This is a genomic window from Chloroflexota bacterium, assembly GCA_026708035.1.
In the GTDB taxonomy this organism is placed as follows: domain Bacteria; phylum Chloroflexota; class UBA11872; order UBA11872; family UBA11872; genus JAJECS01.
Genome location: JAPOVQ010000010.1, coordinates 94,124 through 115,487, shown reverse-complemented (window position 1 = coordinate 115,487; position 21,364 = coordinate 94,124). Strand labels below are relative to the sequence as shown.

20 protein-coding genes and 3 pseudogenes are annotated in these 21,364 nt (G+C 66.3%); 15 read left to right on the top strand and 8 right to left on the bottom strand.

The genetic code is table 11. The annotated features are described in order from the left end of the window. The first annotated feature begins 191 nt into the window (after nucleotides 1-191). The gene (locus OXG33_04300) at nucleotides 192-548 is read left to right on the top strand and encodes a thermonuclease family protein (protein MCY4113146.1); all 357 of its coding nucleotides are present in this window, start codon (nucleotides 192-194) and stop codon (nucleotides 546-548) included. Between the two features lie 253 nt (nucleotides 549-801). On the opposite strand, the gene OXG33_04295 is transcribed toward OXG33_04300, so the two are convergent. After that, nucleotides 802-987, bottom strand: a complete 186-nt coding sequence (locus OXG33_04295; protein MCY4113145.1) for a hypothetical protein — start codon at nucleotides 985-987, stop codon at nucleotides 802-804. 125 nt (nucleotides 988-1,112) lie between these two features. Here OXG33_04295 and OXG33_04290 point away from each other — a divergent pair, with 125 nt between their 5' ends. From OXG33_04290 to OXG33_04280, 3 genes are all read left to right on the top strand, one after another. Continuing rightward, nucleotides 1,113-1,277: a hypothetical protein gene (locus tag OXG33_04290; GenBank protein MCY4113144.1), complete on the top strand. Its 165-nt coding sequence runs from the start codon at nucleotides 1,113-1,115 to the stop codon at nucleotides 1,275-1,277. A gap of 402 nt (nucleotides 1,278-1,679) precedes the next feature. After that, nucleotides 1,680-1,856 (top strand): hypothetical protein, encoded by a 177-nt coding sequence (locus OXG33_04285; GenBank protein MCY4113143.1) that lies wholly within the window; start codon nucleotides 1,680-1,682, stop codon nucleotides 1,854-1,856. 57 nt (nucleotides 1,857-1,913) lie between these two features. Further along, nucleotides 1,914-2,519 (top strand): hypothetical protein, encoded by a 606-nt coding sequence (locus tag OXG33_04280; GenBank protein ID MCY4113142.1) that lies wholly within the window; start codon nucleotides 1,914-1,916, stop codon nucleotides 2,517-2,519. A gap of 1,257 nt (nucleotides 2,520-3,776) precedes the next feature. Here OXG33_04280 and OXG33_04275 read toward each other — a convergent pair. Beyond that, a pseudogene (locus tag OXG33_04275) lies at nucleotides 3,777-3,941 on the bottom strand (IS5/IS1182 family transposase). 82 nt (nucleotides 3,942-4,023) lie between these two features. Between OXG33_04275 and OXG33_04270 the strand changes: the two are divergent. The 6 genes from OXG33_04270 to OXG33_04245 all read left to right on the top strand — a co-directional run bounded on the left by OXG33_04270 (nucleotide 4,024) and on the right by OXG33_04245 (nucleotide 8,722). Then, entirely contained in the window at nucleotides 4,024-5,589 is a 1,566-nt protein-coding gene (locus OXG33_04270) for a hypothetical protein (GenBank protein ID MCY4113141.1), read from the top strand. 24 nt (nucleotides 5,590-5,613) lie between these two features. After that, entirely contained in the window at nucleotides 5,614-6,219 is a 606-nt protein-coding gene (locus OXG33_04265; protein ID MCY4113140.1) for a hypothetical protein, read from the top strand. A gap of 212 nt (nucleotides 6,220-6,431) precedes the next feature. After that, nucleotides 6,432-6,614 (top strand): hypothetical protein, encoded by a 183-nt coding sequence (locus OXG33_04260; protein ID MCY4113139.1) that lies wholly within the window; start codon nucleotides 6,432-6,434, stop codon nucleotides 6,612-6,614. Nucleotides 6,615-6,695: 81 nt separating this feature from the next. Beyond that, the gene (locus OXG33_04255; protein ID MCY4113138.1) at nucleotides 6,696-7,649 is read left to right on the top strand and encodes an IS5 family transposase; all 954 of its coding nucleotides are present in this window, start codon (nucleotides 6,696-6,698) and stop codon (nucleotides 7,647-7,649) included. Between the two features lie 165 nt (nucleotides 7,650-7,814). Beyond that, nucleotides 7,815-8,339 carry a hypothetical protein gene (locus OXG33_04250; GenBank protein ID MCY4113137.1) on the top strand — a complete coding sequence of 175 codons (525 nt, stop codon included), beginning with the start codon at nucleotides 7,815-7,817 and terminating at the stop codon, nucleotides 8,337-8,339. A 38-nt stretch (nucleotides 8,340-8,377) separates the two neighbouring features. Beyond that, the gene (locus OXG33_04245) at nucleotides 8,378-8,722 is read left to right on the top strand and encodes a hypothetical protein (GenBank protein ID MCY4113136.1); all 345 of its coding nucleotides are present in this window, start codon (nucleotides 8,378-8,380) and stop codon (nucleotides 8,720-8,722) included. On the opposite strand, the gene OXG33_04240 is transcribed toward OXG33_04245, so the two are convergent. The 3 genes from OXG33_04240 to OXG33_04230 form a co-directional block, all read right to left on the bottom strand. Next, nucleotides 8,719-9,708 carry an ABC transporter permease gene (locus tag OXG33_04240; protein ID MCY4113135.1) on the bottom strand — a complete coding sequence of 330 codons (990 nt, stop codon included), beginning with the start codon at nucleotides 9,706-9,708 and terminating at the stop codon, nucleotides 8,719-8,721. The two genes, OXG33_04245 and OXG33_04240, sit on opposite strands and share 4 nt — an antisense overlap. Before the next feature lie 52 nt (nucleotides 9,709-9,760). Further along, nucleotides 9,761-11,740 carry an ABC transporter substrate-binding protein gene (locus OXG33_04235; protein ID MCY4113134.1) on the bottom strand — a complete coding sequence of 660 codons (1,980 nt, stop codon included), beginning with the start codon at nucleotides 11,738-11,740 and terminating at the stop codon, nucleotides 9,761-9,763. An 80-nt stretch (nucleotides 11,741-11,820) separates the two neighbouring features. Continuing rightward, complete coding sequence (locus tag OXG33_04230) at nucleotides 11,821-12,672, bottom strand: ABC transporter permease (protein MCY4113133.1); 852 nt, start codon at nucleotides 12,670-12,672, stop codon at nucleotides 11,821-11,823. Between the two features lie 852 nt (nucleotides 12,673-13,524). Here OXG33_04230 and OXG33_04225 point away from each other — a divergent pair. Then, nucleotides 13,525-14,042: pseudogene (locus OXG33_04225) on the top strand (IS1595 family transposase). Nucleotides 14,043-14,059: 17 nt separating this feature from the next. Here the strand turns inward: OXG33_04225 and OXG33_04220 are convergent. The 3 genes and pseudogenes from OXG33_04220 to OXG33_04210 form a co-directional block, all read right to left on the bottom strand. Next, entirely contained in the window at nucleotides 14,060-14,335 is a 276-nt protein-coding gene (locus OXG33_04220) for a hypothetical protein (protein MCY4113132.1), read from the bottom strand. Between the two features lie 344 nt (nucleotides 14,336-14,679). Then, nucleotides 14,680-14,916: pseudogene (locus tag OXG33_04215) on the bottom strand (site-specific DNA-methyltransferase). Nucleotides 14,917-14,936: 20 nt separating this feature from the next. Further along, nucleotides 14,937-15,314 carry a DNA methyltransferase gene (locus tag OXG33_04210; protein ID MCY4113131.1) on the bottom strand — a complete coding sequence of 126 codons (378 nt, stop codon included), beginning with the start codon at nucleotides 15,312-15,314 and terminating at the stop codon, nucleotides 14,937-14,939. Between the two features lie 390 nt (nucleotides 15,315-15,704). Between OXG33_04210 and OXG33_04205 the strand changes: the two genes are divergently transcribed. The 4 genes from OXG33_04205 (at nucleotide 15,705) to OXG33_04190 (ending at nucleotide 20,885) form a co-directional block, all read left to right on the top strand. Further along, nucleotides 15,705-16,136 (top strand): hypothetical protein, encoded by a 432-nt coding sequence (locus OXG33_04205; GenBank protein MCY4113130.1) that lies wholly within the window; start codon nucleotides 15,705-15,707, stop codon nucleotides 16,134-16,136. A gap of 765 nt (nucleotides 16,137-16,901) precedes the next feature. After that, nucleotides 16,902-17,552: a hypothetical protein gene (locus tag OXG33_04200; GenBank protein MCY4113129.1), complete on the top strand. Its 651-nt coding sequence runs from the start codon at nucleotides 16,902-16,904 to the stop codon at nucleotides 17,550-17,552. A gap of 110 nt (nucleotides 17,553-17,662) precedes the next feature. Then, the gene (locus OXG33_04195; protein ID MCY4113128.1) at nucleotides 17,663-19,273 is read left to right on the top strand and encodes a MoxR family ATPase; all 1,611 of its coding nucleotides are present in this window, start codon (nucleotides 17,663-17,665) and stop codon (nucleotides 19,271-19,273) included. Between the two features lie 88 nt (nucleotides 19,274-19,361). Further along, nucleotides 19,362-20,885: a hypothetical protein gene (locus OXG33_04190; GenBank protein MCY4113127.1), complete on the top strand. Its 1,524-nt coding sequence runs from the start codon at nucleotides 19,362-19,364 to the stop codon at nucleotides 20,883-20,885. Nucleotides 20,886-21,364: the final 479 nt, after the last annotated feature.

Sequence of the window (21,364 nt, the reverse complement as noted above, 5' to 3'; positions counted from 1 at the left end):
CTACGGTGCTGGCCCACGATGGAGGCCTCGATAGCCAGGGCTGCCACAGAGACTCGCGGACGAATACGCGCCACTGCCATCGGCCGCAGTCGCAGCCCACGCCGAGGCCGCGTCCAACCGCTACGCCCAGACCAAGGCCAACGCCCACGCCGCGTGCAACACCGACACCAGCCGCTCAGGCAACCACGGCGGTGGCAACCGCGACGCCCACACTCGAGCCGTGTGCGCCAACGCCACGCGAGATGATCGTCCCGGTCGAGCGGGTGATCGATGGCGACACCTTCGTGGTGACGCATGATGGTCGATCCGAGCGAGTGCGACTGCTGGACGTGTGGGCACCGGAGCTGAACGAGCCGGGCGGCGACTTCGCGAAGAGCTTCGCTCAGTCGCTGGTGGATGGACATTGGGTGCGGCTGGTGATCACGGCTGAAGGCAACGGGCGAGATAGCTTCGGTCGGTTCCTGGCGCACGTCTACCTGGCGGATGCTCGGCACGTGAGTGCGCTGATTGTCGGGCGGACGGACGCGACCGCGACGAAGGACGGTTAGCCGGCGGCCAGGTGCGCGTGATACCTTATGGGTATGCCTGCGACGAATATCGATTTGATTGTGGCCGCCAACATCAAGGTGGCCCTGACGCGACGCGGACGGTCCGCCTATGCCGTGTCGGTGGCCCTTGGGCACGCGCCAAATTGGCTGGGGCGTGTGGTCAACGGAGAGCGGGGCATCACGTACGCTGGTCTCCGCAGTGTTGCGGCTGAGCTTGGCGTATCGGCTGGGTCGTTGGTTAACCCGTGAGGCGCTAGCTGGCGGCCAGGCCCTCGGTGCGGTTGTGGCGGGCGGACCGCTTCCGAATGGTGGGGCGCAGGCTGGGCTCAGCCTCGTTGGCGGGCTCGGTCGTCTTGGGCTCTGGCACCGGCTTTTCGGCCGTGGCCGCCTGCACGATTTTAAACGCCAGCACGTTGATGTCCGGCTCGGGCTGCCGCATGACGTGTCCCCACGCGCCTACGTGACGCCATGCTAGCATCGCCCGCGCGAAGACCCGGGAGGCGAGCGGCCTTCATCGGTTGATGGGAGCATCCGATGGCGGCTAATGTGACCGTGGAATAAATCGTGCAGGGTCTGGACGACAGGTTTGTGCCGAGGGACGAGTTCGTTCACCTGAGCCATGTCATCTATTTCATTGCTGGCATGGCACTCGTGAACGCAGTCATGACGGCCGTCGTTCTGATCGTCCTGCTGGCCCGCTGGTCCGGGCGGTGTCCGGCGGTCGCGTGAGGGATGCCTCGATCTCTTGAGCGTCTTTCAGGAGCATGAGCAGAAGCGGGTGGTCCTGCTCGCGTAGGTGGTCGCGAATCCGCTGGTCGGTCTCCCGGAGTTTGCGCTCAAGCTCGTCGATTGAGCGCTGGTCGAGATTCCGATCGTGCGTTAGCATAAGGCATCTCCTAGGTAGAGACGCAGCACTCGCCGGAACCTCGCCTAGCGTCACTGCCGAGAGCCAGCCGGAGCTGATGACACCGAGTAGCAAGGTTCGATCGCGAGGGTAGCACCGCCCATCCGGGCGGTGCTGCTTATGCCGGCTGTTCGGGCATAATGTGAACCGAAAATCCGAGGGCGTACGACATCTATCGGCTGGACCGAAAAACGCGTGCGCACGTGCTCTCGCCTATGGCCGAGGGTATGGCCGTTTGGGCAATCTGCCGGGTGACGGGCGTGTCCAAGCCGACCGTGCTGAAGCTGCTCACGGACGTGGGCCCCGCGGCCGCCGAATTCCAGGGAAACGTCCTGCGAGATCTCTCGCGTGAGCGCATCCAGGTGGATGAGATCTGGAGCTATGTGGGCAGGAAGGCCTGGTAGGTCCCGCAGGAGCGCCAGGGCGAGTTCGGCATCGGTGATGTCTGGACGCTCACGCCGATGTGTCCCGACACGAAGCTGACACCCACCTGGCTGGTCGGGTGCCGGGACGGTGAGAACGCGCGGCGCTTCCTCGTGGACATCGCCCGCCGCATGCGAGGGCGCATCCAGCTGACGACGGATGGTGCTGAGATCTACCGCGAGGCCGCGTGGGACGCATTCACTGGCTTCGTGGACTACGCGATGCTGCAGAAGCTCTACGCCTCGCCGAAGGAGGCCGGGCGACGGTACAGCCCGCCCGTCTGCGTCGGGACCCAGACGGAGGTCCTTCAGGGCGAGCCGGATCCCGCGCACATCAGCGCGTCGCACGTTGAGCGCCAGAACCTGACCATGCGGATGAGCATGCGGCGGTTCACGCGCCTGACGAACGCGTTCAGCAAGAAGGTCTACAACCTGAGCTGCGCGGTGGCGCTGCATTTCATGGTGACGAGTTTCGTGCGGCCGCACGGCACGCTGACGGCGGCAGCGAACGGGCGCCCGACCACGCCGGCGATGGCCGCGGGCGTGGTGACGCGCCCGTGGACGCTCGAGGATGTGGTCGAGCCGTTAGAGGCCCGTGAGGAGACAGCCGTCGACGTCTCCAAGCGACGCCGAAACTTTCGCTGATCAAACTTGCCCAGTACCAGCAGCGCCACCTGCTTGACCCAGGCGGGTCGTGCCCGTACTCTTCTCATGCGGTTGAGAGCACACGATGACAATGGCACAAAGGCTCCTCTGTAGGACGACTATGTTGCAAAGGCGAGCCAGGGGAGTTGCCCTTTGGACACTGCTGTGGGCGTTAGTTGCCGGAGTGGCACTGGCTGTGGCGACAAGCGAGGCTGGTGCGCAAAGTTGTCCAGACGGGCAACGCTACGACTACTGGAAGAAGACCTGTGTAAACAGGAGTAACGGGCAGCCTGCACCCGCCGCTACACCCAGGCCCGCCACTACGCCCCAACCGAGGACGGCGCCGACGTCTTGCCCAGCCGGGCAACGCGTGGATTACTATAAGAAGAAGTGTGTGGATGACGGGTCCGTGCCCGAAGACAACCAACCTGCACCGACCGGATCAAATCCGACGCCTGTTCGAGGGAACAAGTGTGACGATCATGTCGTTACAAAGCGCGTAGGCGAAGGGAACTATAGGCTGCATCTAAAATCCAGTACTGAGTTTTGCTACTCCGGCGGCCTCATTGTCAAGAAACCTGTAGTCAAGACGACTTGCAAGACTGATCTAAAAGATCAATTCCCAAATCAATGCAAGACTGCTTACTTTCACAATGGTGACGTTAATGAGCTTCACGAAGTCGAGATAACGTCACACGGAATCAGATCGTTCGGGTGGCGTAATGGCAGCAGGATTCACGTCGACAAGACTACGTACACGCTAGTGCTCATCAAGAAAATAAGGTTCAACCCGGCTTGTGACTCCGTGCCTGATACGGATCTTCCTATTGGTGTGGACCAACGCACTCCAAATGCCCGAGAAGCTTGTAGAGCAGCCTTGACACACCACTCGACTACTGTAACGCACGTATCCTTCTACAAGTGGCAGAGGGGATCTGGCCAAAAGCATCCGGATTGACGCGCAGCACAACAGAGCTAATGAGGTCATGACGAGACGATGGCTTGCCTGAGCCGCTCCGATGGATGATGGCAAGCTGGCTGTTGATAGTTCCTGTGCTGCAATGGTGCACATGGTCGTCTGGTTCGCAAATGTCCGAGGTCGGGATCCTATGAAACCCCTGAACAACTGGTGTGCATGAGTACCGTGCGTTGGTACTGTGCCGGGATCATCGGTTGGGGTGCCGCGCCGGCTCGATCTGCTCTTCAAACCCGTCGCCGGGGCTTGATCGTCTCTCGAGCGGGGCGCGTTGCGCTCGCTTACGCCGGCTCGGCACTCGCCGCCAGAATCAGATTGGCAAGTCCGAACAACAGGTACAGCCGGGTGCGATGCTTGGCCAACCCCCGATACGGCACCTGCGCCTAGCCGAAGTGCCGCTTCAAATAGAGGAACGGATGCTTCACTTTCGCTCGGATAGACGCCTTGCGCTGCCACGGCCGCAGGGCCACCTGCCATTCGGTCGCCCGGTGTGTCCGGTGACCCAATTAGGGTTCGAGGGGCCGTCCCATGGCTGACCTCGACTCGACCGAGCTGCACATCCGTGACACGCCGCAGTATTTCTTCGACACCGGGATGATCGAGGAGATCCAGAACATCACCCGCACCGTGCATACGCCGGCGATGTTCGAGGGCAACCCGCTCCTGGTCCAAGACAAGCCGTGGGAGCATCACGTCAATTTGCATGCCGACGACTACAAGGTCTGGCGTGACGACGACGGCGTCTTCCACCTCCTCTATTCCGACTTTGACATCGACCAGGAGAAAGCCGTCCGCATGGGAGGCACTCTGATCGACTACGACATATCCCGCTTTCGAGTCTGCTACGCGCGCTCGGAAGACGGATACACCTGGGTGAAGCCGCCCATGGGGATCACGCACGAAGACGGCCACGACACCAATATCGTGATGGGCGACCGAACCCACGGCAACGTTTGGGGACTGGCGCCGCTGGACGACCCGCTGGAGACGGATCCGGTGCGCCGCTACAAGGCGATCTACGAGATTGGGCCGCCGGGCTTTCGGGTGGCGGACGAGCTTCCGGGGGCCAACGTGCGGCGGGCCTATTCGGCGGACAGCATCCACTGGACGACGTATGACGAGCCGCCCATGTTCGAGGGCTTGGGCGCGAAGCAGGGCGACAGCATCTATCCCTTCTTCGACCCCGAGACGCGGACTTACAACATCCTGACGCGGCACCCGTGGCTGGAAATGGCGCCGCGTCCTCGCATGGGACTGGTGGAGCGGGCCATCGCCGGCGGCTCGACCACGGACCCGGCGCACGGGTTGCCGAATCGCCGCGGAATGCGCCGCATATTCCAGGCGCAGAGCCGGGACTTTCACCACTGGAGCGAGCCGCGGCTGGCGCTGGCGCCGGACCCAGAGCTGGACAATCTGGACGACTCGTTCTACAGCATGCGGCCCTACCGTCTGGGGAGCCACTGGGTGGCGTTTCTGGGAGTGCTCGCCATGACGGAGTACAAGCTGCATCCGCAGTTGGCCTTCAGCCGGGATGCGCGCAACTGGGACCGCCTGCGGCCGAGTCACACGTGGATTCCCGGCGGAGGGCCCGGCGCGTTCGACGAACTGGTCGTGGCGGCGCCACACATGGTGGACGTGGGCGATGAGTCGTGGTTCTACTTCGGGGGCGCCGGCGCCCTATCCGCGCGGGATCGCAGCCCCTACGCGCTAGGATTGGGCAAACTGCGGCGGCATGGCTTCGTGTCGGTCGGGACGAACGACAAGCACGTGGGCATGCTGCTGACGGAGGCGTTCATCGCGCCGGGCGACCGGCTGGTAATCAACGCTTCCTGCGGGCCGCAGGGCTATATCAAGGCGGAGGCGGCGGACGTAGCCTACCGGGTGGTGGAGGGCCGATCCGCGGATGACTGCGACATCTTCACGGGAGACTCAATCTCCCACGTCGTGACCTGGGGCGGCGATGCGACCCTGCCGCTGCCGGAGGGGACCGACTCGGGGACGGTGTATTCGACCTTTATCCCGCACCGGCACCTGCGATTCTACATGCACGACGCGCAACTCTACTCGTTTCAGATTACCAGCTCCGACGGCTGAGCCGCCGCCGGCGCTGACGAACTCGTGACCAGCGAACGGTTTGTCTGGATCGCCTGGGGGTTCGTAGCCGCGGCGATCGCCGTGCTGCTGACGTTTGGCGTACGTTCGGCCGGCTGGGTCGTGCCAATCTTCCTGATCGTGACCGGGCTGGTTGGGATGATCCTGGCCGTGGGCGTGGCGAGGCGTCTGCGGGCTTCATGGCCACTTCACGTGGTGACGGGAGTCTTGGGCGCTGCAATTGGTCTAGCGGTGCCGCTGGCCTTCTTCGTGACAATCGACACCGATCACCCCGAGCGAACCATCTGGGGGCGCGGCTGGTATCAGAACATCTTCGGTTCGCGGTCCGAGTACGTCGTGACGGCCAAGCGCATCCATCCGCACGACGAGGATCTTGGGTGCGTGAGCTATCGCATAGCGCCCGACGAGGAAACCGAGACCTGCTTCCGCCTGCAAGAAGACCTCGCGGGCTTCGCGGACAACCAGCCACTCCCCACGGACTTCCTCTCGTGCCATGGCTGGTCGCGGGGCGTATACCTCGGTTCGGTAATGCGACGGCGGAGCACATACGACGCGATCAACGTCGGAGATTCCCTTCCCGACTGTTGGCGGCAGGGCATTGCCGGCGGGTAGGTCCGGGTCTGCATTGCCCCAGCCGGGGCGCGGCGCCTTCGAAATCGCGCTATGTTCGATGCCCAGCCGCCGCGCAGCCGGGCCATAGGAAATCGAGTTCGCCATGACCATCACCGCCGTCAAGACTTGTCTGCCCTGGGGGCGGGCCGCGCGCCGAGACCATCGTCAAGGTCGAGACCGACTCGGGCCTCGCGGGCTGGGGTTGCTCCGGCATGTCGGCGCGCGAGTGGGCGGTCGAGGGTGCCGTGAGGCACAACCGCGACTTTCTGGTCGGGCGAGATCCGATGCAGATCGGCGCTCTGTGGCAGGGGCTCTATCGCAGCCAGCATTTAGAGAGCAGGCGGGTGCTAACCGCGGTGACCTCGGCGATCGACATCGCCCCGTACGACCTCTAGGAAACCTCCGATTTAGTCGCGGGTCGCGGCCCGTGGGCGGGGCCTATGCTCAGGGGTGACGGATAGCCGGTGAGGGCCCCGATGCACCCAAAACACACATTTGCCGACGTGGAGTATGACGGGCAGCCGCGCCAGACGCGGCGGGAGCGCTTTCTCCAGCGCATGGACGCGCTTCTGCCGTGGGCGCGGCTGGAAGAGCGCATCCGCCCCGTCTATCCCACCGGCGAGCGTGGGCGGCCGCCCTACCCGCTGGCCCTGCTGCTGCGGTTTCACTGCGTGCAGCTGTTCTACAACCTGAGCGACCCGGCGATGGAAGACGCGCTCTACGACAGCGTGTCGGTGCAGCGGTTCGTGGGACTGACGGCGCGAGACCCGCGGCCCGATGAGACCACCATCCTCCATTTTCGGCACCTGCTGGAACGGCACGACCTGGGTGCGGGGCTGCTGGCGGAGATCACCCAGCACCTGGCGTCCCAGGGGCTGCGGCTGCGCGAAGGGACGATCGTGGACGCGACGATTCTTGACGCGCCGGCGTCGACGAAGAACCGCGCGCAGGCGCGGGACCCGGAGATGCATCAGGTGAAGAAGGGGAAACAGTGGTACTTCGGGATGAAGGCGCACATCGGGGTGGACGCCGAGACGGGACTGGTGCACAGCGTGGCGACGACGGCGGCCAACGTGGCGGACATCACGCAAGTGCCCCAGCTCCTGCACGGCGCCGAGACGCGCGTGTGGGGCGCTGCGGGCTACGAGGGGGTCGCCCGGCGTCCGGAGCATCGGGGGCGGGCGATCGATTGGCAGGTGGCGGTACGCGGGGGGCAGCGGCGGCGCTTGCCGCCCGGCAGCGCTGCCGCCCAGGCGGAGCAGCGCAAGGCCTCCATCCGGGCCAAGGTGGAGCATCCGTTTCTTTATGTGAAGCGGCACTTCGGCTACGGGCAGGTGCGGTATCGCGGGCTGGCCAAGAACCGGACCCGCCTGTGCCTGTTGTTCGGGTTTGCCAGTCTGCTCCTGGCGGCCCGCGCCGCACCCGTGTAAGTGGGCGATCTGCGCCCGGCGCAGGGACGATCACGCCCCCGCGACAGGATTGAAGAGCAAATCGAGCTGGCGCGTCGCCCCCGGCAGCGATTCCGGCCCCGCCCAAGCGCCCCGGCGCTCAGGCACCCCAGTTGTTCAGAGGTTTCCTAGGGCAAGGCGCTCAGCGTGCCCGTATATGAGCTCCTGGGAGGAAAGCATCGCGATTTCGTCCCCGGTTTCGCCACCGCTTCCGCGCCGTACGGCCCCAAGCTGGTCGAAGACTTGCTGCACCTGCATGCGGACGGTTGGCCGGCGATTCGCCTGGGCCTTGACACCGCGGATGCCGGTGAGGACGGGCGGCTCTTCGAGCCGCGCGAATCAATCGGCCTGACGGCGGAGTGGGTGATTCGCGTGCGCGAGGCCCTGAGGCAGTTACAGGTGCTGGGTCTCGACTACCACCACCGCCAGACAGTGGACGAAGCGGCGTCATTCCATCAGCGTCCGACCCGCGCCGCGCTCGACTCTCCGGAGGAGCCGATCCGCGACCAGACGCCCGAAGCCTACGAGACGCTGCGCTCCATGACGAGGTGCCCTTCGCCATCGGCGAGGAGTTCGAGAGCAAGTTGCAGGCGCTGTCCTAAATCGAGCGCGGGCTGGCGAACTTCATGCGCATCGACATCTGCAACGTCGGCGGATTCACGGAAGCGATGAAGGTCGCCGCCTGGTGCTAAGCGCACTACATTGACGTAATGCCACATAACCCGGTCGGCCCGCTGTGCACGGCCGCGTCGGTGCACTTTCTGGCGGCCATTCCCAACTGCGCCTGGCTGGAGGTGCGCACGCCTCCGCGAGCGGCCAGGGGGAACGACAATTCCGACGCGACGCCCGAGCGCCGTGCGATCCATCGCAAGCAGGTCGAGCTGGATGGGACCTGGTATCAGTTGCCCACCGGATCGGGGTTGGGCATCGAGGTTGACGTGGCTATCGCCGGGAGCCAGGAGCTTCGCCCCTGGAATTCGACGCTGCTCCACCGCCGCGACGGCTCATGCACGAGTCTTCTAGGCCGGCGGACGCTTAGGCGGGCTGCGCCCTAGACAGACGCGCGGACGAGCCGGACGCGCGGGTCGATATAGGTGTAGAGGATGTCGACAAGGAGATTCATGAGCGTGTACAGGAGCGCCGCGAGTATCACCAGTCCCTGAACGACCGGATAGTCGCGCTGGGTGATGGCGGAGATGAGCTGGAGCCCAAGTCCTTGCCGGGTAAACACTATCTCGATGACGACCGTGCCGGTGAGCAGGCCGCCAAACGCCAGTCCAGCGACGGTAACCACGGGGATCAGTGCGTTGCGCAGCGCATGCAGCCAGATCACGGCGCGCTCGCGCAGGCCCTTGGCGCGCGCCGTGCGAATGTAGTCTCGCGACAGGACGTCCAGCATGGAGGAGCGCATCAAACGGGCCAGGATCGCCGACGCGGCCGTGCCCAGCGTGATCGAGGGCAAGATGAGCTCCTTGCCGTGGCCGTTGGAGATCACCGGGAGCATGCCTCTGCCTTCTTCCGTTTGCCAGGCAATAGCGAAGATCAGCAGCAGCACGACGCCCAGGAAGAAACTCGGAATCGAGACGCCGAAGACCGCAAAGCCCTGCGACGCGTAGTCGACCCACGTGTGGTGACGTATCGCGGAGATCACGCCGGCGCCAATGCCGATGAGAAACGCAATTCCCATCCCTGCCATCGTGAGTTGAATCGTGGCGGGCCAGTGGTCCGCGATGATTTCGTTGATGGGCCGTTGCGATCGAATCGACTTGCCGAAGTCGAAGCGGACGAAGTCCCAGAGATAGATGAAGAATTGGTGGACGATGTGCTTGTCGAGATTGAATTCTTTGCGCAGGGCGTCGTAGGCGCTCTGTTGCGAGGGCGTGACGACGAACGACACGGTGCCTGACGGATCCTGGCCGCCGAGATAAAACAGATCAACCGGGTCGCCCGGGATCAGGCGCAGGAGGATGAACGTCGTCACCAGCACTCCCAACACGACCGGAATCGTGTAGAGGACGCGTCGGATGATGTAGCCACCCATGCCTGCGCCTGATCCCTTTAGCTACCCAGTTGCGTGCGCCAAGTCCTTTCGGCTAGCCAACCCGCTTGTCGTACCAGTCGCTCCAGATCGGCAACGCGAAGTTCCCGACGTAGAGGTTCCCGCCGACGATGTCGGTGTTGGCGATCCAGCTGAGGAACTCGGTGACGAACGGAATCATCAAGGCGTTGTCCATGATGATGTGGCTCGCACGCTGCCACAGGTCGATCCGCTTGGCCTCGTCGAACTCGACCCGGGCGCCGTCGAGCAGCGCATCCAGCTCCACGCCTGGCGTGGCCTCTCCGGGCGGGTCCGTGTACATCCAGCGCGAGTATGCGCGCCCCGGCAGCCCGTAGACGGAGGTGTGGAAGCGGTCCCACAGCACGTCGCCGTCCGGCCCGCCGACACCCACGTACGCCGCGTGAAAGGCGCCGTTCTGCATCTGCTCGTTGAACGTGCTGCCTTCCATCTTCGGAATCTGCACCGAGATGCCGAGCGACTTCTCGACGTCGAGCTTGAACAGCTCGCGCACCGGAAAGCCGGTGTCCGGGAACACGATCTCGAGCAACTCGCCATCCGAGTTGTAACGGAAGCCGTCGTCGCCCAGCGTCCAACCGGCGGCGTCCAGCCGCGCCTGCGCCTTCTGCACGTCGAAGGTGTAGAGGTTGTTGACCTCCGGGTTGTAGCCCTTGACCGCCTCCGACGTGAGGCAGTTGCTGACGACTACCGGCGGAACGCCGCCGTTGGCGCGCACGGTGACCGTGCGGCGGTCAATGCCTTCGATCATCGCGCGGCGGACCTCGACGTCGTCCGTCGGGAACAGCTGCGTGTTGATCGGCATGTACTGCGGCATGCCCTCGTTCAGGATCCCCAACACCCGGAAGCTCGGGTTGGTCGAGATGCGCTGCACGTGCGGGAACACGAAGTGGAGCAGGAAGCTGACCTCGCCCGCCTCCATCGCGTTGATCCGCGCCGTGCTGTCGTTCGACAGCACCTTGCCGACGGCCCGGTCTGCGTATGCCGGACCCTGGTTGGCGGAGTACCAGGGAGCCCAGCCGTACTTTTCGAATCGCGTGCCGACCAGCTCGACGTTGTCGGTCCAACTCTCGAACTTGAAGGGACCGGTCCCGATCGGGTTGAAGTCGAAGTCTTCGCCCATTTCCTTGGCCACCAATGGCCACGGCCGATAGCCGCGGGTAAGGGGCTTGTGGAAGAGCGCGTTCGGAATCTTGGTGAAAAAGTCGACGGTGAAGTCGTCGACCTTCTCGACCTTGTTGAGCTCGTTGGCGAAGCCGACGATGCCTCCACGCACGATGCTCTCGTCGAAGATTTCTTCGAAGTTCGAGATCACCGTGTCGGCGTTGAACGGCTCGTCGTTGTGGAAGACCACGTCGTTGCGCAGGCGAATGCGCCATTGCGTGCGGTCGTCCTGAACCTCGGAGCCCGCGGCCAGGAGCGGGGCAAAGTCATTGCCCGCGCCGAGCACATAGAGCGGCTCGTGGATCATGTTGCCGATCTCAACCGACGCCCGGCTGGCCGCGCGCAGCGGGTGATAGCTGTTCGCGTTGCCGAACGTCGGGTAGCTCACCTCGCCACCGACCGTTGGGTTGTAGGGGCCCAGCGGAATGACCTCGGGGTAGCTGAAGATGTTGATGCCGGGCACGAGCTCTTGGGCGCGCTCGATCAACTTCTCCTCGACGACGACCTTCTCGACGAAGACCTCTTTGATGACTTCCTTCTCGACGACCTTCTCGACCTCGACCTCTTTGATCGTCTCGACCGGCACTTCCTTGATGGTCTCGACCGGGACTTCCTTGATGACGACCTTCTCGACTTCGACTTCCTTGGTGACCGGAACTTCGACCGGGACTTCCTTGATCACCTCTTTAACTTCGGTGACCGTGACCGTGACCGTCTTCTCGACGACCTCGGCCTCGCCGCACGCGGCCAGCGCGGCCGCGCCGACGCCGCCGGCTAAGGCGGCCAACCCCCCGCGCATGACCTTGCGCCGGGTTACCAATCCACTACTGCCCATCGGACACCTCCCCTGTGCACGACACGTCGTTTACCGGCTGAGAGCGTGATTCAGGCTAAAACCTTTTCGGCGGCGACATTTTAGCGCGCCCACGAGCTTGCCTGCGGGTCGAGCGCCTCGCGCAGGCCGTCGCCAACCATGTTGACCGAGAGGACCGTAACGGCGATGGCCGCCCCGTTGAAGGTGGACACCCACCAGGCGGTGCGCAGGTAGGCGCGCGAGAGATTGAGTTCGCTGCCCCATTCCGGCGTCGGCGGGTCGGCGGCCAGGCCCAGGAAGCCCAGCGCGGAGGCGGCGAGAATGGCGCCCCCGAGGCCCAGGGTCATCATGATCAGAATCGGGCTGAGCACGTTCGGCAGGATGTGGCGCAGCATGATGCGGGTGTCGGACATGCCCACGGCGCGTGCCGCGCGCACGTAGACCAACTCGCGCGCGGCCAGCGTGGCGCCGCGAACGACGCGCGCATAGCCGGGAATCCCCGCCAGCCCCAGGGCCACCATGGCGTTCACAAGACTGGGGCCGAGCGCCGCCAGAATGGCAATCGCGAGCAACAAGTCCGGGAAGGCCAGCATCAGGTCGATGATCCGGCTGATCACCTGATCGACCCAGCCGCCGAAGTAGCCGGCGGCGAGACCGATCAGCGTGCCGGCGATGCCGGCGATGCCAATCGCGAAGAATCCGACGCGCAGCGACACGCGTGAGCCGCGGACTACCCGGCTGAACACGTCACGCCCGATGTCGTCCGTGCCCATGAGGTGGCCGTCGGTCAATGGCGGCAGCCACTTCTTGGTCTGCAACTCATCGAAGCTGTAGAAGGTTTCCTCGGGCTCGATGGCGATCACGTCGGCGAAGATGGCGCCGATGCTGATGATGACCAGGATCGTGAGCCCGAGCACGGCTGCTTTGTGGCGCCAAAAGCGGCGAAAGGCCATTTGCCACTCGCTGCGCGGCGGCCGCAGTTCAAGTGGGTCTTGCGCTGTCGCGCTGGTCGGCTCACTTAGGGCGCCCGTCGACACACCGGCTCTCCCCGCCTGTCTACGCAGGTGGGCTTCGCCTCGGATACCATCAACGGTTCCGGCTGGCTCGGGCAGGGCAACGCCACGGATGCACCGATAAGCGAAATACACCCGATCGACTCGCCGAAGGCGAGCCGTCACCTCAGGGCGGAACGTAAGCCATGGCGTGCCGTCGTGTCAATCTGGCAGGCGGTGCGCTTGCGCGGGTGACCGGCTATCTGGAATGCCGAACCCTCTACGCCGGACCGGATACGTTCCTGCCCGAACGGGCGCTTCTCATCGATGCAAGCGTGAATCGTCACGCGGTATTGCGGTTCGAAGATGTTTGGTGGCAGCCGTATCTGTGGAAACAGCGCCATGTGAAGCGAAGAAGAATCCAACGGGAATCGCACACTTGAAGGTCATATACGGGAGTTGACAAACGGGGCGGATGGTGCGGCACTTCGCCTATCGAACGGGAGGACGACCGATTGCAACCAACACACCAGGCAAGGCCCACCGCGAAGACATCACGCTGATGCAACTCGCCGAGATGTTTCCCGATGAAGATTCGGCCCGTGAGTGGTTCGAGTCCCGCGTGTGGCCGGATGGTCGGCGCTGCCCGCGCTGCGGCAGCACGCGCACGCGCGAGGCGTCCCGCCCAACCATGCCCTACTGGTGCTCCGACTGCCGCAGCTACTTCAGCATCAAGGTCGGGACGGTGCTGGAGAATTCCCTCGTCCCGCTCCGCAAGTGGACGAGACGCACGTCTGCGGCAAGCGCCGGAACATGCCCAAGGCGACGCGCGCGCAGCTTACGGGCCGCGGGCCGGTCAACATGACGGCCGTCGTGGGCGCGAAGGATCGCCCGTCCAACCGCGTGCGAGCGCAAGTGGTGGCGCACACCGACGCGGTGACGCTTCAAGGCTTTGTCGACGCGGTCGCCGCCCCTGGCGCGACGGTCGACACCGACGAGGCGCCCGCCTACGGGGCCTGCCGTTCCCCCACGAAACCGTCAAGCATTCAGCCGCCGAGTACGTGCGCGACATGGCGCACACGAACGGCGTTGAGAGCTTCTGGGCCACGCTGAAGCGGGCGCACAAGGGCGTCTATCACGAGGTCAGCCCCAAGCACCTGCATCGGTATGTGGCCGACTTCGCGGGCAAGCACAACCGGCGCGAGCTCGACACAATGGCGCAGATGGGCGAGATGGTCACTGGCCTGCTGGGCAAGCGGTTGCGCTTCGCGACGCTGATTGCGCCCAACGGGCTGCCCAGCGGGGCACGGAGCTGGGGAGATGGGGGCTAAGCAACCGGAGCGGTCGGTCACCGGTTGGACATTTGATCCCGATACTGAAAGACGAGCCAGTCGAGCATTTGCACAAGTACTCGCATCGCTTGTTCCTCGTGTAGGAGCATCTGTGGCAGGTCGCGCCACGGGCTCTCCACGAACCAGTGTACGCGAGCCAAAGCGTTCTCGGTCGTCCTCTGATCCATAGGCAAGCTGTCGAGTTTGGCGAGCGTCGCGCCTTGCGCCGTGAGCATGGCCGTCCATGCGAGAAGTGGGACTTGCCCTTCGTCGGTGTAGTCGATCTCGAACACTGCGGCCCCCTTCCCGTCGCCAAATGGCCGAGCTTCGCGTTCTGCCGCCGCAGCCCTGAGAGCGTGTACTGGATCGACATGAGCCGATTGCACGGGCCGCAGAGCAAAATCCGGTTGGTGACGTGGTTCAGCCCGCCGTCGGATCGCGGCGTGTTGTGGTCGAGTTCGAGGTAGCGAGGGTCATCGAACGTATGATCGCAGCCCTGGCACGTCGGCCCGTGCTGGTCGAGCAGGTGCGCGTACATCTCGGCGCGCGACCAGCGCGGCCCCTCCGGTTCCGGCACCCGCAACTTGACGCGCAGGTAGGGTGCGGCCGTCGCGCCGTCCCAAGTGTCCATGCGGATCCAGCGGCGGCCCAAGCGTTCGGCGGCGACCGGCGTGGTGGCGCACCCAGCGAACGGGTCAAGCACGATATCACCCTCGTTCGAGGATGCTTGGATTATCCGCTCGTAGAGGGTGATCGGCCTTTGCGTCGGCCAGCCGATCCATTCTGAGTGGCTGGGCGAGAGTGTGGGAATATCCCACACCGTGTCAGACGGCTTGCCGCCCTTGAGGTAGTAGCGCTTGCCGTTGGACCGCATGTAGCGGCACCCCCCCGTCGTTACGGTGGCTGTACTTCGCCAGCATCGCGTTGCTCCGCTGGACATTGAATGTGCCCCCCATGTACGCAAAAGAGCAGGACATCGTGCTTCGCGTTGAATCGCCGTGACTTGGACGTCATGCCGCGATAGCACCAGACGATCTCGTTCCTGAATCTCCGCCACCCAAAGATCGCGTCCATGACGGCCTTGAGGTGGTGGGAGGTCGTGGGGTTGCAATGCAGGTAGATCGAGCCGGTCGGTTCTAGCACCCGGTGCATCGCCAGCAGCCGCACGGCCATGAAGCACATGTACGCGCCCATGCCGTCTGAGTGCGCGTAGCGAACCGGCTCGATGGCCTCTATTAGGCATGGGGCAATCGTCGGTGAGCTGGTCGACACAGTCGGGGTGCACGTCGCGCTCCCATGACCACCGGTCCTGGAACTTCGCACCGGCGGACAGGCTATCGGGCGTCGCGTGGAAGTCGCGACCCTTGTAGAACGGCGGGTCCGTGGCGATCAGGTCCACGGTCTCGGAGTTCATGGCACGGAGAGACGCCAGATTGTCGCCGTGGTAGAGTGCGTGACTTGAGAAGTTAGGGGCGGGCATGGTGGCGGAGGCGTCGTACGCTTACCGGCCCATGTCAACTCCCGTATGAGATTTCCCCACGCAAGATCAGCTCGGCTGGGGAGTTCTCGCGCTCGCCGCTGGCCAAGTGCCGGGACCTCCAGTCGCTGGGTCGGACGCAGTTCGCAGACCGGGCATTCCCTGAGGGCTGGGCGGTCCAAGCCGTGCTGCGCCTCGCCTGCACCCGCGTAGCCAATGCCCTCGATCCCCGCAAGGGCGAGTTCCTGCAGCGCTGGGTGGCCGGCGAGTCCATCGCGCGCATCGCCGCGTCGGCCGGTATGGGTCGCCGCCACCTGTCGCGACGCTGGCGACCGCAGGTGCTGGCGGCCCTCGATGCCGAGATTGCCAATTTGCTGCGCGAGCTGCGCGCCACTGGCGGGCAACTGGAGCACGAGGCATCCGAGAGCATCCAGGGCCCTCCGGCGGCCGCCGGTGACCTCCCCCGGGGTCGACGGTGGATCGGGACGCGGCGCGAGTACTCGCGCCGCTCGCACTCGCAATTCACGGCAACAGGCGACGCCACAGTCCGCGACCCATCCGGACTAGCTAGACTTAGCCGGAATTCACGGCGCGACGTGTACCACGAACTCCCCTAGCCTGGCTGGTTTGTCCCACAGGGGCGCGGAGACCGAGTAAGGCCCTCCTCTGCGAGTGGTGCCGAGGGCCGGACTCCAACCCGCACAGTCCGGAGACCACTAGCCCCTCAAGTCTGGGCGCGCACTGCTATGCCCATCGGTAGCTCTACATCCGCCAGCTGGGATGGCTTCGTAGACCGGGATTGGTAGCGCACCGAAACGAACGTGCGAGTTCCCGGCGGTCGAGCCATTACCCAACACGCATGACTGGCAAGCCAACTCCTTCACACTACGCCATGCTTATCGAGGTCAGGTGTGCCTGACAGCATCTCTGCGGGGAATCCTCGCCCAGATCCGAAAGATCCTCTCGCCTGCACGTCACCAGCAGTAGCCGCCGCGTCGCATAGCGAATACTGATTGGATGGGGGGCACGGCTGCTGTTCCGGCTGCTCGGTCTCCTCGGCGGCCTTGCCGCCCCGTCTCTCCACGTTTACGGAAACCTGGATAGGCGTTCCGGAACATCCCGGGCACGCTTTCCCTGTCGCGACACCCGCGCAACGCAAAACCGCCGCGGGCCCGCGACACGGATTGATGGGACCGGGTGCCGGGAGGTCGCCCGGTCCGAGTGAGTAGGACGCCGGAGCGCCGGGAGGTCGCCCCGGGCGTCGAAGTTTGAGGTCGGCGTATTGAGGCGCCGGCGGGACGGCCACGGGAGGGTGGCCCACGGCCCGCCGGCGATGGGATCCGGCGGGTCTTCGTGCCCTCAATGGGCAAAGGAGAAGCGTCATGATCCCAGGTTTAGGGCGTCTGCTGCCTCAGGCAGCACGGCGCATGGGGCGGCGTGGCGGGCCGGTGACGGCCCCCACGACAGTGTCAAACGCGGTCGGCGACTCGATACCGACTGCTGGTCGCGAGCGGCCCGAAGCGAGCCTCGGGCGGCAGGTGCCGTATGGGGAGCGGCCGGCGCGCAACCGGCAGCTGACTCTGCTGGCGGAGCTGCTCGGCGCCGACTGGCGGCGGGAGTTGCCGGTGCGCTTCGGCGTCGCGGTGAGCGATATCACCCGACGGCAGGCGGCGGCTGCGATCCGCCAGTTGACGGGTGGGGTGCGCCCAGCGCACGTCGCGCGCGGCACCTGGCACCGGGTGGCGGTGGATCCGGACTGGATCGATCGCCCACGCGGGGCACGTCGACAGGTGAGCCGTGCGACGGCGCCATTGGCGGCACCGGCTACCGCTTCCGCGACGGCGGACGTGCTTCCCATTCAGGTGAAAGCCCTGCGGTTGCTCGGCGATCGCCTGGGACTGGACGTCGCGACCGCCGCGCCGGCGCGGTACGGCTGCGACCTCCGCCGGCTGGACCGGCGCACCGCGGCCGCGTGGATCGCGGAGCTTACGCAGCGGGCCCTGATGGAACCGGTGGGCGCCGCGCTGAGCTGAGCGCCCGGATTCGATAGGCCCCAAAGGGGCGGCGCCCGCGCGGGTGGTGCCGGCTCTCGGGGCCGGACCCGCGCGGGCGTTCCACGTCCGAGGAGGACGGGAGGTGCCCGATGGGACGTCAACTCAACGTCCATGGCTGGGAGATCAGGGAGCAACTGCTGTACGGCAAGGACGTCACGGCGCTGGCGCCGTGGCTGCACGCGAACGAGCCGTTGCCGGCTCAGGCCCGGAGACGCGACGCCGGCCCGGCGCCGTGCGCGGTGCCGCTGCTGGAGGCCGTCGTGATGGGCCTGCAAGGGGATGTGCTCGAGGCGCGGACGCGGCTGGCCGACGGCGATGGGCTGTGGCTGCGGCGGCGGCCGCGACGGCATACACGGGGTGAGCGGGTCATCAGCTTCGCCGGCCCGGCGCTGGCCGGGCTGCGGCGGGTTGATGCCGATTTGGGGCTGGTGGCGCTGCTGGAGGCGTTCGCCAGCCGCGAGTCCGCGATCGACCTGCTGGACGCCTGGGAGGCCTTGTTGGCGGCCTGGCAAGCCGCCGAGGGCGAGGTGGACGAGTCTCTTGCCGTACCGCTGGCGCGGGTGGCAGATGAGCTCTGGTACTGGCTGCTGTTCCGCGACCAGACGCCGGCGCCGGTCAACGACCGGTTGCACCGGCTGGTGATCGAGGTGGCGTGCGAGGCGCGACCCGACCCGACCTCGGACGACCTGGCGCCGCTGCTAACCGACCCGGAGGCCCTGACCGCCTACCGGGCGACGGGACTGGTCGTGCCCAGCCGGTTGCCCGAGGCTCTGACGCGGCGAGTGGAGGGCGCCACGTTCTGCGGGCCGCAACTCGGCCAATTGGTCCTGGCGGTGGAACGCGGCCTGCACGCCATGCTGGTAGGCCCGCGGGGCACGGGCAAGTCCCTGTGCGCGACCGAGGCCGCGCGCTACGGCCACCGCGAGCTGCGGACCGTCGAAGGCCACGAGGCCATGCAGCCGGTGGACCTGCTGGGCGGCTACGTGCCGGACCGGTCGGCTGAGGCCGACCCATTCACGGTGCAGGCAGAGATCGCCTGTCGCCTGGCGGCGGGCGGCGACCTGGAGACCGGCAGCCCCGCGGCTCGCTATGCCTGGGCCGACGGGCCGTTGACGCAGGCCATGCGGCAGGGGCAGGTGCTCTTCGTGGACGAGGCCAACCGCATGCCCGGCAAGACGCTGAACGTGCTGCTGGGCGCGATCTCGCGCCGGGCGCTGGTGCTGACCGAGCACGGCTCGCACGAGGTGCGGGCGGTGGACGGGTTCATGGTGCTGATGGCCATGAACCAGGGCCAGGGGTACCTGGTGAACCCGATCGACGCGGCGCTGGCGGACCGGTTCCCGGTGACGCTGGAGTTCGACTACCTGGAGCCGAAGGACGAGGCGACGCTGCTGCGCCGGCGCACGGGCCTGCCGGCGGCGGTGGCCACCTGGATGGTGCGGGTGGCCCAGGAGACGCGCGCCCTGCGGCGCACGCGGCAACTGCCGGCGGACATGACGCCGCGGGGATTGCTGGCCTGGGGCGAGCTGGCGCGGGAGCCGCTGCAGGGTCCGGGGGACGCCGGACGCATCCTGGCGGATGCGGCGCTGATGTCCTGGCTCCCCGGAGTGGCCGGTCGCGACTCCGACGGGCGGGTGACGAGCGAGACGCGCGACCTGCTGCTGCAGATGGTGGCCAATCACCGACCGGTGGGCGTCTGACCGAGGCCGCGAACCCCCAAGTGTCCCGAGGCCTGCGCCACGTGCGGCGCGGGCCTCGCACGTTACCCAAGGAGAAGGAGGGAGACCGATGGCGGTGCAGTGGTATCAGTGGCCGAGCATCGAGCGTCAGCTCGTGACCTACGGCAAGTCGTTCCTGGGCCCCTACGCCTTCGCGGTGGAGCTCGAGGACAACCCGATCATCTGCCCGAGCGGCGTGTGCGACTTCGCCCGGCGCACGATCACGGTGAACCCGCGGGCCCACCCGGGCCCGCCGCGGACCCAGTACCTGCTGACGCGCGGCTTGCTGGTGCACGAAGTGGGCCATGCGCGCTACACCACGCCGCGCGACGGCGCCACCCCGGTGGTGCAGCAGGTCACGAACGTGCTGGAGGACGAGCGCATCGAGCGGATCATGGGCGGACAGTTCTGGACGGTGCGCCGGGCGCTGACGGCGCTGACGCGACAGTGCTACGGGCGCGTCCTGCCGCTAGGACAGCCGCGCGGGGAGTTGCAGGACCCGGACGACCCGCGCTGGGTGGTGCTTGCGGCGCTGCAGTGGCGCTGGGCCCGACGGCTGGGGCTGCCGCTGAACGGGCAACTGTCGGCGCTGAACCGGCGGCGCTGGCGCCAGGTGCAGCCGCTGGTGGAGCAGGCGTGGGTGGCGCCGGACACGGGACGGGTCTACGACCTCGCGGAGCAGATCGTGGCCATCCTGGATTTGGAGCAGACACTGCCCGAGCAGGTGCCGCTGCCGGGGGCGCCGAACCGCGGGACGCGGGTCGATCCGGCCGAGCCGCGGCCGGGCGGCGGGACCGACTGGAAGGATCCCGGCAAGTCAGCGGCGGACGACGACGAGCTTCCGGCCGAGGTGGCGACGGCGGGGTTCGGCCCCGAGCGGTTGCTGGCGCCGCCGGGCGCGCTGCTGGCGGCGGCGGAGCCGCTGGCGTCCGAGTTGGTGGCGCGGCTCGCCCTGCCGGAGGTGGCGCGCACGCCGGAGTGGACCGACCGCCATGGGCGGCTGAGCCTGCGGGCGGCGATCCGCAGCCAGGACGCCACGCCCTTCGTGATGCCGGCGGAGCCGGAGCCCGATCCGCAGTCCGTGGCGGTGGGCGTGTTGCTGGACCGGTCAGGTTCCATGGACGGGGCGCGGATGGCGGCGGCCCGGGTGGCGGCGGCCACGCTGCACCTCGCCTGCGCGGAGCTGGACGTCTGGCACGGGGTGGTCGCCTTCGAGGGCGCGGAGTGGATCCTGCGGTCGGGTGACGCGTCGGAGCGGGCGCTGGCCCGGCTGGCGGGACTGCCGGCCAACACCGGCAGCGCCATGAGCCCGGCTTACGAGGCGATCCTCAACGAGATGACCGCGCGTCCCGAGACGCTGAAGGTGCTGGTGATCATCCACGACGGCGAGCCGCACGACCCGCCCGCCGTGCAGCATCTGAACCACTGCGCGGCCGAGGCCCGGATCGAGGTGTTGGGGCTGGGCGTCGAACTGGAGGCCGGCAACCGGCGGGAGATGCGTCGGCTCTTCGGGGAGCGCTTCATCGACTGTCCGTCGGCGGCGGCGCTGGCGCCCCTGCTGGCCGGGGTGGTCAACACCCTCAGGCAACGCTGAGTTGGAGGCCGACGGGTAGCGACGGGCAGCGACGGGTAGCGACGGGTACCGGCGTCCCTGCCGGCGGCACGAGACCCAGCCGAATCAGCCGTCCCCAGGAGGTATCGCATCGCGACGCCCCCCTGGCGCCGTCTTCCCCGGCGGCCGGCCGACGAGGATCACCTTGCCCGGCAAGTGCGACCGCGTGCACCAGGAGCTCGCCGTGGCACCGGCAGCCCCCAGCCCGTGGGCTGCGGCACGGACCATCGACGCCGCGGATCGACCGCACGAACCCCCGGGGATTTCAGCAAATCCTGGCAGCAAGACCCTGCCCGTCAAGACCTGAGGGCTCACCGCTGCACTACCACTGCCACAGCCCGGCGTAGCACGGAGCCGTCTCAGATCTCGGAGGCGGCCCCATTGCTTTATTCAACCCACAGCCAAGGAGGCCGACATGACCGAAATGACGACAGACACCCGCGACGAGATCCTGCTGGACG

Excerpts from the sequence above, each read along its gene's own strand:
- OXG33_04295 (MCY4113145.1), bottom strand. The coding sequence starts at position 987 with ATGCGGCAGCCCGAGCCGGACATCAACGTGCTGGCGTTTAAAATCGTG.
- OXG33_04285 (MCY4113143.1), top strand. The coding sequence starts at position 1,680 with ATGGCCGTTTGGGCAATCTGCCGGGTGACGGGCGTGTCCAAGCCGACC.
- OXG33_04280 (MCY4113142.1), top strand. The coding sequence starts at position 1,914 with ATGTGTCCCGACACGAAGCTGACACCCACCTGGCTGGTCGGGTGCCGG.
- OXG33_04270 (MCY4113141.1), top strand. The coding sequence starts at position 4,024 with ATGGCTGACCTCGACTCGACCGAGCTGCACATCCGTGACACGCCGCAG.
- OXG33_04260 (MCY4113139.1), top strand. The coding sequence starts at position 6,432 with ATGTCGGCGCGCGAGTGGGCGGTCGAGGGTGCCGTGAGGCACAACCGC.
- OXG33_04255 (MCY4113138.1), top strand. The coding sequence starts at position 6,696 with ATGCACCCAAAACACACATTTGCCGACGTGGAGTATGACGGGCAGCCG.
- OXG33_04245 (MCY4113136.1), top strand. The coding sequence starts at position 8,378 with ATGCCACATAACCCGGTCGGCCCGCTGTGCACGGCCGCGTCGGTGCAC.
- OXG33_04240 (MCY4113135.1), bottom strand. The coding sequence starts at position 9,708 with ATGGGTGGCTACATCATCCGACGCGTCCTCTACACGATTCCGGTCGTG.
- OXG33_04235 (MCY4113134.1), bottom strand. The coding sequence starts at position 11,740 with ATGGGCAGTAGTGGATTGGTAACCCGGCGCAAGGTCATGCGCGGGGGG.
- OXG33_04230 (MCY4113133.1), bottom strand. The coding sequence starts at position 12,672 with ATGGCCTTTCGCCGCTTTTGGCGCCACAAAGCAGCCGTGCTCGGGCTC.
- OXG33_04200 (MCY4113129.1), top strand. The coding sequence starts at position 16,902 with ATGATCCCAGGTTTAGGGCGTCTGCTGCCTCAGGCAGCACGGCGCATG.
- OXG33_04195 (MCY4113128.1), top strand. The coding sequence starts at position 17,663 with ATGGGACGTCAACTCAACGTCCATGGCTGGGAGATCAGGGAGCAACTG.
- OXG33_04190 (MCY4113127.1), top strand. The coding sequence starts at position 19,362 with ATGGCGGTGCAGTGGTATCAGTGGCCGAGCATCGAGCGTCAGCTCGTG.